The organism is Thalassotalea piscium (assembly GCF_030295935.1).
Taxonomy (GTDB): Bacteria; Pseudomonadota; Gammaproteobacteria; order Enterobacterales; family Alteromonadaceae; genus Thalassotalea_B; species Thalassotalea_B piscium.
Map to the genome: position 1 here is coordinate 3099319 of NZ_AP027362.1, position 14966 is coordinate 3114284.

Annotated in this window: 12 protein-coding genes; 1 reads left to right on the forward strand and 11 read right to left on the reverse strand. The window is 37.1% G+C overall.

All coding sequences use genetic code 11. The features are described from left to right. Positions 1 to 28 precede the first annotated feature (28 nt). The 7 genes from QUD79_RS13705 to QUD79_RS13735 form a co-directional block, all read right to left on the reverse strand. Positions 29 to 1165, reverse strand: coding sequence for an HDOD domain-containing protein (locus QUD79_RS13705; RefSeq protein ID WP_184421049.1), 1137 nt, complete (start codon positions 1163 to 1165; stop codon positions 29 to 31). A 3-nt stretch (positions 1166 to 1168) separates the two neighbouring features. Further along, positions 1169 to 2236: a ketoacyl-ACP synthase III gene (locus QUD79_RS13710; RefSeq protein ID WP_184421046.1), complete on the reverse strand. Its 1068-nt coding sequence runs from the start codon at positions 2234 to 2236 to the stop codon at positions 1169 to 1171. Between the two features lie 200 nt (positions 2237 to 2436). Further along, the gene (locus QUD79_RS13715; protein WP_184421044.1) at positions 2437 to 4398 is read right to left on the reverse strand and encodes a collagenase; all 1962 of its coding nucleotides are present in this window, start codon (positions 4396 to 4398) and stop codon (positions 2437 to 2439) included. A 147-nt stretch (positions 4399 to 4545) separates the two neighbouring features. Further along, positions 4546 to 5712, reverse strand: a complete 1167-nt coding sequence (gene nspC, locus QUD79_RS13720; RefSeq protein WP_184421042.1) for a carboxynorspermidine decarboxylase — start codon at positions 5710 to 5712, stop codon at positions 4546 to 4548. Positions 5713 to 5737: 25 nt separating this feature from the next. After that, a complete protein-coding gene (locus tag QUD79_RS13725; RefSeq protein WP_184421040.1) occupies positions 5738 to 6937 on the reverse strand; it encodes a saccharopine dehydrogenase family protein in 1200 nt (399 codons plus the stop codon). 741 nt (positions 6938 to 7678) lie between these two features. Then, positions 7679 to 7897, reverse strand: a complete 219-nt coding sequence (locus QUD79_RS13730) for a hypothetical protein (RefSeq protein ID WP_184421038.1) — start codon at positions 7895 to 7897, stop codon at positions 7679 to 7681. Between the two features lie 405 nt (positions 7898 to 8302). Further along, complete coding sequence (locus tag QUD79_RS13735) at positions 8303 to 9241, reverse strand: HPP family protein (RefSeq protein ID WP_184421036.1); 939 nt, start codon at positions 9239 to 9241, stop codon at positions 8303 to 8305. Positions 9242 to 9583: 342 nt separating this feature from the next. Here QUD79_RS13735 and QUD79_RS13740 point away from each other — a divergent pair, with 342 nt between their 5' ends. Beyond that, positions 9584 to 10429, forward strand: a complete 846-nt coding sequence (locus QUD79_RS13740; RefSeq protein WP_184421033.1) for a LysR family transcriptional regulator — start codon at positions 9584 to 9586, stop codon at positions 10427 to 10429. A gap of 110 nt (positions 10430 to 10539) precedes the next feature. Here the strand turns inward: QUD79_RS13740 and QUD79_RS13745 are convergent, their stop codons facing one another. The 4 genes from QUD79_RS13745 to QUD79_RS13760 are packed head-to-tail and all read right to left on the reverse strand — an operon-like array spanning position 10540 to position 14842. After that, positions 10540 to 11004: a group I truncated hemoglobin gene (locus QUD79_RS13745; RefSeq protein ID WP_184421031.1), complete on the reverse strand. Its 465-nt coding sequence runs from the start codon at positions 11002 to 11004 to the stop codon at positions 10540 to 10542. Next, positions 11004 to 11834: a DUF3034 family protein gene (locus tag QUD79_RS13750; RefSeq protein WP_184421029.1), complete on the reverse strand. Its 831-nt coding sequence runs from the start codon at positions 11832 to 11834 to the stop codon at positions 11004 to 11006. The genes QUD79_RS13745 and QUD79_RS13750 overlap by 1 nt, the downstream gene beginning before the upstream one ends. After that, on the reverse strand, positions 11818 to 14145 hold the full coding sequence (locus tag QUD79_RS13755; RefSeq protein ID WP_184421027.1) for a bifunctional diguanylate cyclase/phosphodiesterase: 2328 nt from the start codon (positions 14143 to 14145) through the stop codon (positions 11818 to 11820). The genes QUD79_RS13750 and QUD79_RS13755 overlap by 17 nt, the downstream gene beginning before the upstream one ends. Further along, positions 14135 to 14842 carry a methylamine utilization protein gene (locus tag QUD79_RS13760; protein ID WP_184421025.1) on the reverse strand — a complete coding sequence of 236 codons (708 nt, stop codon included), beginning with the start codon at positions 14840 to 14842 and terminating at the stop codon, positions 14135 to 14137. Before QUD79_RS13760 ends, QUD79_RS13755 begins: the two co-directional genes overlap by 11 nt. Between the last annotated feature and the right edge of the window lie 124 nt (positions 14843 to 14966).

The following is a 14966-nucleotide window of genomic DNA, read 5'->3' on the forward strand; positions in this document are numbered from 1 at the left end:
AGCGAGTGAAAAATAGAACAGTATGGTTTTAATTAACCGTTATAAATTGCTCATAACAACGCTTTATTTCTTGAGACTTCAAGTAGTGGTCACTGCGAAGCTCTAGTTCATGTTCATCAATCAATTTACTGTGCCAAAGCGCTTGTAATTCGCTTAGCTTATTAGCTTCATAAATAAAAAAACCTAAACGGTTTTGTGGTAACACCTTTTCTCTTGGCGTTTCTGGTTTTATTTTAAGCTGTAACGCTAAAGCACGGAGAATAGGCTCAGGCAGTTGCCAATACTTTGCAATTTCAAATGACAACCGTTGACCGTATCGTTCAACTAATAATTGAAAAGCCAATGTATTAGGTTGTTCATCAGGGCTTACATGGCTGAAAGCTTCGATCATAATTTGAAAAATAACCATCACACCTAAGTTACACACTAGTCCAACGAAGTATGCGGTATTAGCTTGTTCTTTAATATCGCTATCTGCAACAGCGGCTTGGGCTATGGCACCACACTGCAAACAATGCTGCCATATTTTGTCACCAAACTGCTTGTAATATACATTAGGGCTAGGCACAAATCGCTTTAAATAACTGTATATAACGCCTTGCAATAAACCTTTACTTCCCATTGCCATAAAAGCTGACTTTAAGTCAGTTACAGGTTTTGAACTTCGCTGAAAACCTGCACTATTTGCTAGTGTTATCACCTCTGTAGCCATACTAGGCTCTTGGCTGATAGTTTTGATGAGAATATTAACGTCAAAGTCTGGTTTATTAATTTCACTCATTAGTAGTGTTATTGAAAGTGGTAACACGGGTAATGCATTAAATATCGGTTGCGGTGATTCTCTGGGGTAAACTAATAACGCTTCAATCTTATTACTGACAAATTCACTCAAAGGATCTAATATTTTTTGTTGGTTCACATCCCCAAATAAATAGGAAAAAAACTGCTCCCTCTGTGCGTCAGTGATCTCTGCTTTTTTAATGACTGATGAAGTGATTAACGTGTTATTTTCAGCATTGGTATTTAACTGCTTTTGAATATCATCCACAGTTTTTTTAGCTAACCCAACTTCATCAGCACGGCTAGCTTCGAAATAATGATAATTCGCTTCTACTTTTTTAGTCGTCAATGAAGGAAATAAACTTTTGATCAGCTTAGCAAACACTCTTTAGCCCTTACTATTAATGATATTTTCTACCAGAGTTAAACCCGACTCCTTACATTTAGCTAATTCAACATCACTGGATGCACTAGGCGTAATACTATTGCCCCACTTTATTAAATGAGCACTCCAAGTTAATCCGCCACCAAAAGCTGGCATCAATAAAGTATCTCCTGGCTGAACCCTGCCCTCTTCAACAGCTTCAACAAGTGCAACCATGATGGTAGCCGCCGACATGTTGCCGTATTTTTCAATATTAACAAAAACCTTGTCTTTATCCATTTTCAGTTTTTTAACTAACGTATCAATAATACGTAAATTAGCTTGGTGAGGCACGACTAGATTAATATTTTCAGCTAAGACTCCTGACTTTTCTAGCACCTTATCGCAAGCTTGTGCCATACCTGACACTGCTTTTTTAAAGATTTCTTGCCCTATAAACGCCCAGTTAGATTCACCAAAATATTTCTGCTGATTAGCATATTTCATACCCCAACCGTGCACAGATAAAATATCACGTGCTTCACCATAGCAACCTAACGACTCAGCTAATACCCCGGTTTTTTCATCACAACTTTCTAAATATAGCGCTGCTGCTCCATCACCAAATAGCACGGCAACATCGCGATTAGTCCAGTCCATAATAGGCGAGATACATTCGGCGCCAATAACAAGTGCTGAAGAAACAACACCGCTGCGGATCATAGAATTAGCAACGGTTAAACTATACATACCGCCAGTACAAGCCGTGCTTACGTCAATACATGCAGCTTTTTCTGCCCCTAGTAAACGTTGTACATTCGACGCTGCATTAGGACAAATTTCATCAAAAGTGGTGCTACCAAACACAATTAGATCTACGTCTTGTGGTGTTTTTCCTGCTGCCGCTAAAGCGCGCTGACATGCAACATAAGCTAACTCACTAACATTTACATGTGAAATCCGACGTTCTTTCATACCGGTACGTGAGGTGATCCATTCGTCACTGGTTTCTAAAAATGTCGCCAGATCATCATTGGTTAATACGGCAGGCGGTAAACACTTTCCCCAACCGCTAATATTGGCATATGTCATGGATAACCTTAATATTGTTTGTGCTGCAACGATTACAGCATAGTTGCTTTATATTTTATAGAATAAAGTGGTCGATGGGTAAAGTCTACAGATAGTACCAGTTCAAATGCTACATTTATCAATGACGATAGAAAGGTTCCTTTCTCAAGATATAAAGATCAACGAGTTGATCTTTATATTTCATTCATTCTCTAAGGTCCTCATTCTTTTATTTTAATTACATTCGCATGCCAATATTGCCAAATCATATGATTTTCATCTTCAACTAAATACTTGGGTTTCAGATAGTTTTTATAAGTATATCGATATAGCTGACGTGGCTTCCGTTGCTCTTGATCAGATGCAGATGCGGTGAATTGGGCTTTGTGTGTACTCAACCATTGCACAAATTCCTTACTATATTCCTCACCTGCCACGTCTAATAACTTTTTATAGCCATCAAAATAATCTGTCTTTAAAAAGTGTGCCATTTTTCTATATTGATTAGGGTGATGCTCAACCATAAAACGCACAGCTAAATAAGACCATTGATAAACCCTTTCTGTGCCATCTTTATATTCTGTACTAAATACTTCGCTAAGCGTTGGCCAATGGCTTTCGTCTTTTTCCGCCACTATTTTAAAAGCCGCCTCATTGGCGTCCACTTTTGAAACGTATTCTGCTAAGCCTTCAGTCCACCACACTAAATGACTTGGAAAGTGGTTAAAGGTATCATATTTAACAAACCGGCCATCAAGATAATGAACATACTCATGGTTTAAATTCCAAACGCCAAACTCAGGCCTGATCCAAAAGTGCTCAAAACTATAAAACGTTGCAATATTATTTGGGTTTTGAGGTGTACCCTCAATATACATACCACCATTATCGGTATTTATATCGAAAGTGAGCTGACCATATAAATTATATTGCGCCGCATCATCAAAAATAACCACTCTCAATTTATCATTAAAATCGTTGGCAACGGGCTGGCGATGAGTTGCTAATGTTTGATGGAAAAAATCTTCTTGAGATAGTAAAGTTTCACAGCTGGTCTCAAGCTCTTCCTGTGACATCGACTGCGCTAAAATATAAAGGCTTGAAGAGCATGTATGTTTGATAGGCAATGCTTCTTCAAGTGTTGGTAAGTAGCATTTACCTTTAAGCGCTTTTTCTTCACAAGCAGATTTACCGCGAAAGCTACTCACCAAATATGGCACACTATACTGCTGTTTAACTTGTGTTAATGGGGTTGTACTATCACTCTTAAGTGCTTGCCATACTTGAGCATCGAGTTGTTTCATTTTTTCTGTGTATGATAGTGATAACTTACCTTTATCAATCAATATTTGCTCGTCAAGCGAATACGCATAATAGGCGTTCCAATATTGTTTATTATATAAATTATAGATATTAGCCAAAGCCCAAGAAGCATTACTTTTAGGCCAGTTATCACCCTTTCTGATTGCATTAGGCGCAGAAATAAAATTTACTAGCGCACTTTCCAAATCACCGTTACCTTGCACTGCAGCAGTGAAAGCTGCTTCATTTTTACGCCTAGCTTCATAAGGCAGAATTGCCGCTGCGCGTAAAATTTCCCACATGGCATAATCTACGCTTACATCATCGATTAATGCATCGGTGCTATATAAATTAATTAGCTGTGATAATACTGTGATGTGATCGGTAACTAACGGTTGCATCGACTCAAGAAAATACAATCGATATAACGCAACGGCATAATTTTCATGTAAGCGAGCAGCGCTAGGAGTTATTTGGTAAAAGCTAGGCATTGCGGTTAACGCAATCAAGGCATTATTAAGTGATACTTCACTGCCTGCTTGCCAATTATTTTCAGGGCCAAAACTGCTAAATATACGTAAGTAATAACTTAGTTTATCAAGGCGTTGATTGTTTATATCTGCTGCAACCGCTAATTCTTCTATGCTCTTTGCTACTTTCTTTAATAAGCCCTTTTCGTAATGATTAAACGTTTCACTCCACAGCATATTATTGTCAGTACCCAGTAAGTTAACAATAAGAGGATCACTTAATGTAGATATAGTCTGTGGTGTGTTTGTATTAGGTAACATAACCGAAGATTGGCTACATGATAATGATAAGAAAATTAGTGTAAGTGACAGTAAACTAGCGATAGTTTTTATAAAACGAGGCTTATTCATCTACGGCTCTCAAGCATAAAAAACCAATATTGTATACAATATAAATAACTTGTACAAGTATACCGCGATGAGTTAAAAGTACAAAAAAAAGCGAATAATCAATTTATTCGCTTTAGTTGGGACACTTACTGATAGAAAATACGACTACTAAGACAGTCTATTTTTAAAGTCATGATAGTCAAAGGTTTTAATCAATTTAAGTTGATCTGTAGTAGAATTCCATACCGCTAATGCCGGTAACTTTGTCCCATTAAATGTTGATGTTTTCACCATAGTATAATGTGCCATGTCGCTGAATATTAAACGCTGCCCAACGGTTAATGGCGCTTGAAAACTATAATCATTAATTACATCACCTGCTAAACAAGTTAACCCACCTAAGCGATAGGTATACGCGTACTCTTGAGCATCACCTGCACCAATAATATCTGGCCGGTAAGGCATTTCTAAGGTGTCAGGCATATGACATGTAGCTGATGTGTCTAAGATAGCTTGGTTTAGTTGATTAAAAGTTAAATCAAGTACTTCACAAACAAGCACACCACTACCTATGGCAATTGCCTCACCTGGTTCTAAATAAACTTGTACTTGGTATTTTTCGCTGAATTGGCGAATCCTTTCAACCAGCCCATCGATATTATAACCTGGTGCGGTAATATGATGACCACCACCAAAGTTTATCCACTGCATTTGCGCTAACAAATGACCAAATTTTGTTTCAACCGCATCTAAAGTGCGAGATAAGGGTTCGAATGCTTGTTCGCATAAGGTATGAAAATGTAAACCACTGATGCCTTCAAGCATAGACTCGTCTAACTGATCTAAGGTAATACCTAAGCGAGATCCCGGTGCGCAAGGGTCATAAATGGCCACGGCCCCTTCTGAGTGTTCAGGGTTAATACGTAGACCAAACTGCAATTGGGGTCTTAGTTGTTTAGCTTGTTGTATTTGTACCTGAAAACGCTGCCACTGATTACAGCTATTAAAGACAATGTGATCAGCGAAAGTTAATAACTCTTCTATATCACTTTGACTATAAGCGGCAGAGAACACATGCACTTCACCTGGATAAAACTCTTGCCCTAAGCGCGCTTCATGCAAACCGCTAGCACAAGTACCACTTAAATACTGCGAGGTTTTATCGCCAAAATGCCACATTGAAAATGCTTTAAGTGCCGCTAATATTTTAGCGCCACTGGCATTTGCAACCTGCTGTAAAATAGCTAAATTACGCTCAATCGCCACTTCATCTACCACAAAGCATGGTGAAGGAACACGCGATAAGTCTAGCTTAGTAAAGTCAGTAAACTGCATCGTATTATCTCGACTATTAGCGAAACTACTGGTCTAAATTAAAGTCAGTTAGCTCAACCACTTTCCATGGCAAACCGTACTTATTCATAGCGTCCATAAATGGGTCTGGATCAAATTGCTCTATGTTCCAAACACCCGGTTTTACCCAGTTACCATTTAATATATTCATCGCACCTATCATTGCAGGTACGCCAGTTGTGTATGAAATAGCTTGTGATTGTACTTCTTGATAACATGCTTGATGATCACAAATGTTATAAATATAAACAATACGCTCTTTACTACCTTTTACACCACGTACTACACATCCAATACAGGTTCTGCCTTTAGTGCGAGGTCCTAAACTTGAAGGATCTGGCAACAACTTAGCTAAAAATTGGATAGGCACAATTTTTTGCCCTTGATATTCGACTTCTTCTATACCTGTCATGCCGACATTACCTAACACTTCAAGGTGATTGAGGTAGTTATCTGAAAAGCTCATCCAAAATTGTGCACGTTTTAACGTTGGATAGTGCTTAGATAACGATTCCAACTCTTCGTGGTACATACGATAAATATTGAAAGTACCCACTTCTTCAGGACAAGTAAACTCAGCTTTTTTCGACATTGCTGGCGTTGTAACAAACTCTCCATTTTCCCAATGGCGACATTCAGCCGTAACTTCACGAATATTAATTTCTGGATTAAAGTTAGTGGCAAATGGATAACCGTGATCACCACCGTTAACATCAATAATATCTAATTCATGAATTTCATCAAAATAATGCTTAGCTAAATAAGCCGTAAACACATTAGTCGCACCAGGATCAAAACCGCTACCTAATAGCGCTGTTAAACCTGCTTTTTCAAACTTTTCGTGATATGCCCACTGCCATTTATATTCAAATTTAGCAGTATCTAGGGGTTCATAATTGGCAGTATCCATATAATGCACACCGGCTTCTAAACAAGCATCCATAATGGTTAAGTCTTGATACGGAAGAGCTACATTGATCACTAATGACGGTTTCTCTGCATTAATCAGTTTAACTAACTCAGGTACATTATCCGCGTCAATCTGTGCAGTTTTAATTGGTCGGTTAACTTGTTCCGCTATTGCCTTACATTTTGATTCTGTACGGCTAGCAAGTACAATTTCCGAGAATATTTCAGGTAACTGTGCACATTTATGCGTTACCACGCCTCCGACGCCACCAGCGCCAATAATTAATACCTTTGACATTTGCCTATCTCCTGTCGAGTAAGGTTAAAGTGATATAAATAAACTAAGTTAAAGTGTAAATTTTTGGAGCGCGATAATATACAACATTGCCAACTTTAGGAAGAAAGATTTTTAATTCTTGTGCAATTAACAACCATGTTGTTTCGATACCCCACTAAGTACTTGTTATATAGATATTAGTTTCTACAATAGTTTGTCATAACCTAGTTAACCTGAGTTCGGGATAATGGATGTGCATAAAAACACTTAACATAATAGTTTACAGTGCTTTAGGTGACTTTTTATAAGTACTAGGTGCATTGTAACTCAACCAATGCTAAAAGTTTTGTGTGAATCAAGGCTGATTTGTGTATCTAATAGCTGGCTATTAGTAGCAAATTATACGCAGATACGCGCGAAAATCTTAGCTTTGGTGTACTTAGCTTATCCCGAACTCAGGTTAGTTATTACTGTATCAATTTCATTTGTAATAAAACCAAGCAAATTATTGGGTAATTCCCAGCAATTAAAGCTAATTATTCACTTGATAACCTTCGTAGTTTTTGCAGTTAAAGTCTAGTGGTTTTAAAGAGGCTGCTAGCCTTTTAGGTATGCCTTTATCGTCACCAAGTCGCAGCATTCTTAACTTGAATCAAACCTCCACTAAAATTACTTAATCGAGACACACATCAAGTATAACTTACACATACTGGCTGACAATATTTTAAGCGTACTTATAATTTGTATGATAAATCAAATGTACTAGGGCGTATTTTTTAGCTTATTAGCAATTGAGCGACATAGGGACAAAACCACATACTCTTCAAACTCATCAGCAGGTTCAAAAGAACGCTCATGCGCAATACAAAGAGATTCCAAATGATGAATTAAAGACGCTATATTTTCTTCTTGTAACGCACTGTTTGATGAGTCTAATTCATCTGATAAAGATAATAATTGGTTCCAAAAAATATTATTCATTTATTCTCAACTAAAGATAAGTCGAAGGGCATAGCCTTCATGCTTTATCAAAACTTAAACCTGATTATACCCAAACCACCTCAAGATGCGAGTTTCAGTTGGAATTAAAAGCGATTTAGGCAAGGCATTGATTGCAAGTAATAGTGGCTCTATTGTTAAAATGAATAACGCGGTATAAATCGCTTTAAACCAACCTTTTAGGCGTTTCACAGGTACTTACTCTCATCGTTGTTACTTCTTTAAAAGGGACTGCCATTTTTGCAAAGTAACGCCTTGATATTAAGTACCTGTGAAATGCTGAATTCGGCCACTTGTGGTGGCTTGGGTATATACCTATTCAATTTCAATATGCACAATGTAAATGCCACAAACTTATACTCAATTAATGTAATTAATCACTTATGACTAAATGGTTTTTATCCAACTGCCTTGCACATATTCAACTTCAAACCTTGCCCATTTGCGAAAGTTACGCTGGCTACACTCATCTATAACACCCTTGTCTTTACCAAAAACCACTTTATATGTAACTGTAGAGTTGCTTATGTTAATAATTTCTCTAATATTCCAGCCCTCGCCAAGCGCGCCATTGCTATAAAAGCAGGCTTGTTTAAGGGGTAATTTTTTATAGGTATTATTGGTGTTGGCATGCGTCATTGCCCTATCAAAAATAATTGCAAGCTCTTCAGTACTTACATCAACAAACGAATCAGACTGTAATAATGCAGCACTTAAGTCTTCATGGCTTAACACGCTTGGAGATTGACTTTTAACATGACGAAAATTTAAATGTGCTGGATAACGCCGCCACGAAAACAAACCATTGAAGAGCACAGCAACACCAATCAGTATTATGACATTTTGTAATAAGGGTTCGATTAAAAAGTTAAAGCCTAAAGCATGAACAGTATCTCCACCTTGCGTACAAAACAATGCTGTAGCCCCTCCTGGTGGATGCAGACACCTTAAGAAATACATAACTAGCACAGCCCCACCAACGGCAACTGAACTAGCAATTAATGACTCTGGAATATATTGATAGCTTAAAATACCAATAATTGCTGAGGTAAAGTGACCGCCAAATACACTCCAAGGCTGTGATAATGCCCCGTGAGGAAGTGCATAAATAAGGGTAGCAGTTGCACCCATAGAGGCGATCAGTAAAAGTGACTCATTGCTATCAAAATATTGCAAAGTAACCAACTGACACAGCAATATGCCTAACATTGCACCAATACCAGAAATAACTTTCTCTGTTTTAGATGTGCTGTTTGCTTCAATCCCTAGGTATTTTAATGTTTCTGATAAAAAATAATACATTTGGGTTTTATCAAACAGCTTCATTGTAGATTACACTTTAATTGGTTGTTGGGTCATCCTTTGATTGAGAAACTAAAATCATTACATAGGATAATTTAAACGATAATCCGGTGAGCAAAATAGTAAAATGCCAGAACATCGTCCAAGGAAAAGAAAGGATGATATCTGAAATAAATAATAAGTACACTGCTGTTAAAACAAACAAAAATGAAACAACCATTAAACTCAGGCCAAAACGATATAAATTCACTGGTAATACTCAGGTAGTTAATTTAGGCGCACAGGGTAATTACATTTTAAATTCATGTATAATGAATATTAATGATAGTTAAGTGCAATAATTATAATGTAAAAGGTTAAATTAAAATGGATATAGAACTCGCTAAAACCTTTTTAGCCATTATGAGGTCAGGTACTTTTATTGAAGCTTCCAATAGACTTAATGTTACCCAAACAACCATAACAGCAAGAATAAAAACACTAGAAAGTAACTTGGATTGTCAGCTATTTATTCGTAACAGAGCAGGAGCAAAATTAACAAAAGAAGGAGAAGTATTCGCAAGTTATGCTAATAGTTTAGTGCAAACATGGGAGCAAGCTAAAGCGCACCTAACCCTACCAAAAGGTAAAGTAGATGCAATTCGTATTGGCACGGAAAGCAGTTTATGGAACCCATTGCTGTTAGATTGGATAACCGCAGTTAATTATAATGCTCCAGAAATTCATATTAGCACTGAAGTGACAGAAGTAGAGCAACTAATTGATTTATTAGATAAAAACAAATTAGATATTATATTGCTTCATCAGCCTTGTTATTATTCTGGTTTCACCGTTGAGCAAATTGTTGAAGAAAAACTTATTCACGTACAGGTATCTGAAAAGCAAACGCCTGACTTATTTATTGATTGGGGAAATGAGTTTAGAAGAGATTACGACGCTGCACTGCCCAACAAAAGACAAGCTTCATTAAGTTTTAACTTAGGTCCATTAGCATTAAAATTCATGCTCAAAAATGGTGGAAATGGCTACTTTAGAACACGCGTTATTGCTGATCACATAGCCTCAGGTAAACTCCAAAAAGTAAAAGGCTCGCCAGAATTTTCTTACCCAATTTATATTACATATCGTACCGAAAAAAGTTCGGCTACTTTGGAGAAAACATTAACATGTTTAAAACAAAGCTTAGCATTAAATACCCAATGGCAAGTTTAATATTATTTTGAACTTAATAGGTAAAAATTAGTATAAAAAAACAACTCACTAATAGCGATGAACATCGCTCGATACAATAATTTATTAAATATAACGTTTACTGCACCTTACTAAATTTTAATCACTTGCCCGCGAAGCGGCGCAAATTTAGCTAATACCTTATTTTGTGTAGGGTAGTTAATACCGGCTTCTTCCATTGCTTCAACTAGCAACTCTACTACTCGATTAAAGTCAGCTTCGTTGATATTCATACCGGTATGTATATCAACCATATTGTCGCCTTCATATTGGCATGGACCACCTGAAACATCACATAGGTGGCTAATAAAACCTTGTTTAAAATGGCTAACGCTAGACTTAGCGAAATAGGGGAATATTTGTTTATCTTGACCTAGTTTTTTAACAAAAATACTAACTAAACGTTCAATACCTTGTTGTTGGCCTAGTGCTTGGTATAAATTATTTTGCTCCGCATTTTCTGTGTGACTGCTGCATGCAAACAGTAAACAAGTTAACGAAGTAATTACGCTAAAGCGGATAAGGTTAGCTATTAATTTAGTCGTTATTTTAATCATTAATAATACCCCGTTAATGAAATATACCAACCGTCTTGGTTGGGGAGTGCGGCAATAGTGTCGAGGTCAACATAGGCCATTGTTACACTGATGTTTTTATTAGGGAACCATGCAATAAAAAGGTCTCGCCAGCGACTTTCATTTAATCCTAAATTATCAGGCTTTTGGCGATATTCAACGCCAACAGCTAAATGTTTATTTAACAATATCGCACCTGACAACTCTGCTTGAAGACCTCCGTTTCCATTAGGGCCACCAAAGCCTAGTAGTCCCATTTCATTTGCTTCGGTATACCTTAAGGTAGCATTCCACAACAGGTTATAGCCAGCTAAAGCGCCTAGGTGTAATTTGCTCGCGGCTAAATAAAGATCTATTCCTTTATTGTCATGTGCGCCTAGCGCATATGCAATTGCGTCTGTGTTTAGTGTTTTATATTGAATACCCAAAGATACTTGCGGCCAATTACTATAGACTAAATCGCCATATAAACGCAGTTTTGCGCCAACAACTTGCTGAGAAAGTGAGGTAGACAGAGGATCAACATCAAAATTTTGCTCTGCAAATGATAATTCTAATCGATCATAAAAATTAACTTGAGCACCACAAGTATCTAATTGAAAGTCTTGTACTGTCGCTCTGGTACAAAATGCCGAAAAGGCTAATTCGTCTTCTGTTGCATAACCTGCTAACTGAGCCCATGGCACTAGTCCCCCCCCAGCAGAGCCCTCAACCTGGGACACGCCAGGTGTTGCTAAAATTTTACCATTAGCCAAACACATTGTGGGTAGCAGGAGTAAGCTAATGCTAATGTAGTTAAATAAGCGATTCATAATTATCATACCATTGAATAAGTTTGTCGGCGGTGAGTGGTCGAGACAAGTAGTAACCCTGCGCATAATCACAATTAAATGATGTTAATAACGCCAAGCTTTCTTTGTTTTCAACACCCTCAGCCACAACACGTAAACCTAATTTATGACCGAGCAAAATGGTTGATGAAACAATATCTTGATCTTTTTCACACTGATCTAATGTTAAAATAAAGCATTTATCAATTTTCAGTTCATCAACAGGTAAAGTTTTCAATTTTGCTAGCGACGACTGGCCAATACCATAATCATCCACTGAAATTTCAAACCCTAGCGTTTTTAAATAAGTAAGCCTAGTTGCTACAAGCCCTTCATTTTCAGCTAAATCTCGTTCGGTTAGCTCTAGCGTAATTTGCGTTGTTTCTATTTGATATTTCCTCACCGTATCAAGTAAATAGTCAACAAACTGCTCATGTTGTATATCTTGAGCCGATAAGTTTATTGATACCTGAAAATGATAACCGGCTTTATTCCACTGTGCTATTTGTTGAATTACATGCAATATTACCCAGCGGGTTAATGTCACAATTAGCCCTGCTTTTTCAGCTAACCCAACAAACATTTCAGGGTTTACAAAATCCCCTTCTTTATTAATCCAACGGATCAGCGCTTCAAGTTTGTCAATTTCCCCTGTTTTAAAGTTGAGTTTCGGCTGATAATTCATAAACAAAGGGCTATTGTCGCTTTCAAGTGCAGACTCTAGCTCATCAATTAAGCGTATCTTGTAGAGATATGCTTCATCTTCGCCTTGTTGATAGTAGCGAACGAACACTTGTTCTTCGTCAGCAGCTGCAACTGCCATGCTTGAACGTCTCATTAATCGTTCAGCTTCTACACCGTGTTCAACAGAATTAGCTACACCAAAGTATAATGATAAATTAATTTTCACGTCACCAAGCCAATAAGGTCGCTCAAGCTCAAGTTGCAATAATTGAATAAAGCTTTCAACATTATCGACTGACGACATCGGTATAGATAATAAAAACTCGTCTGAATTAGTTCTCGCCGCAAGCATATAGGCTGATACTTGACTATCTAGCTTTCCAATAAAAACCTGCAAGCGATCAGCTATTTCTTTTAATATTGCATCACCATTAGCAACGCCTACAGTATCATTTAACACCTTAAACGCTTTAATATTAAAAGTGACTAAAGCTAAATTGATGTCATTGCGCAAATAGCCTTCTATTTGGGTTAATATCGTATGGCGATTGAATAAGCCCGTTAATAAGTCTCGCTCTGCTTGATATTTTATTTCAGCTTCACGATGCTCAATAGCACTCCCCATAACTGAAAACCCCTGATAAAGTTCACTAAATTCTCTTGGTAAACTTTTTGTCAGTTTAGGCACATCTAAATTACCACTACCTATTTTTTTAGTTAGTTTCATAAGTATGGTTAACGGCGTTGAAATACCTCTTGATAAAATTCTAGAAAAACCAATGGCAATCACAATAACAACAATTGCAATAGCCAAAATAGAGGAAATAAGTCGATTAAAATCTTGGTGAATTTCAACTAACGATGCCGAAAGTACAACAGACACCTCACTTGAGCCGCCAAATGCAATCGTTTGATGAAAGTAGTCGGATGTAGATAAAAGTAAGCTTTCTGACTGAAGGTTATTTTCAAGTAATGGCTGATTAGCAATATCGCTTTCATCAAAGCTCGATTGTACAATAGTATCGTTTTTGATCAGAGTAAGCTCAAGCGACACTAACTCTTTAAGCTGTGTTAAAACCAGTTGATCAAATTCAAAGCCAATAACAACATAAGCTATAGCTCTTGGGGCTTTAACAGGCACTACAATGACTTGAAATACTTTATCATCAATACTCAAAATTTGTGCGTAAACACCTTGAAGCGGTAATATTTGGATACTATTTTCAACATCGGTTTTAGCAAATTGATCAGCTGTCCCCGTAGTCAGCAGTTTGCCTTCTAAATCCAATAACATCATTAAATCGGCTTTAATGCGTTTACCATGATTTATCAGTACGCTATCAATAGTATTTTTATCTCTTGTAGCCACCGCTTGTTTAAAGCCAAAATCTGCGGCTAATACACTCGCAGCGGTAATTAAAACTTGTTCTTTTGAAGATAAGTTTTGGTTCAGTACATTTTGAGCAAAGTACATTTGTCGCTCAATTTGGCTTTCAGCATAATCTGCGATTCTAAACCAGTAACTAGCCGTAAGCAGGATTACCGTCATCAAAATTAAACTTGTTGATAACCAGGTAATTTGTGACTTTAAACTGAACCTAGTAAGCATGTGAGAACTGATCCTCAAAAGTATCTCTGGGCATTGGTGCATTTACATTAAAAGTTATAGTTACACGACCATTTACTAGGGTTAAATCAGCACTATTATAACTTTTACGGTAATCTACGCCTTTACTTGAATTTGGGTGCCAAACTTTTAGCTGCTCAATTTGCGAGAATACTTGGTTTATTTGAATAAGCCCATTGTTATCTGTTTTAGCAACCTGCTTTTCATTAGATACATAAATATAGCCTACCATGGCATCGTGAATATTACAGCCTAAAACAACGATCCCCTCTTCTGGAAACAGCAACGGGCTTTTGGGTTTACCTGCATACAGCTTTAATTCAAACGTTTTAGCTGCTGAAAAAGAATATACATGGTGACGTAAATCGTCACTATTAGGAAAGCTCACTAAACTGTTTTTAGGTATCACTAACACTTCAGGCACAAACGATTTATTTATCTGGTCTATTACATAAGTGGGTATAGTTTGAGTGTTACTTAATTGATTAGCAGACTCGACATTAGCTTCGGTAGTTTCTTTTTTTAGTAGAACCTCAACTACCGCATTAGCTAAAGGTTGTTGGTCTTGGTCAATAACATTAATAACTAGTTGAGGAGCCGCATGTACACATGCAAAAAGGCTGAATATAAAAGAAGCGATGAAGTAAGTAATTGTTATCCTATAAATAAGCGTTATCATGGCTACCTTTATCTTTAAATTTACTTTATTAAAGCATACAGTTAGCCCTCTCTAGTGTCCAATAGTTTATAATTTTGTAACATCTACACTTTATACAAGCTTGTATGGTTTGCATTTAGTTAAG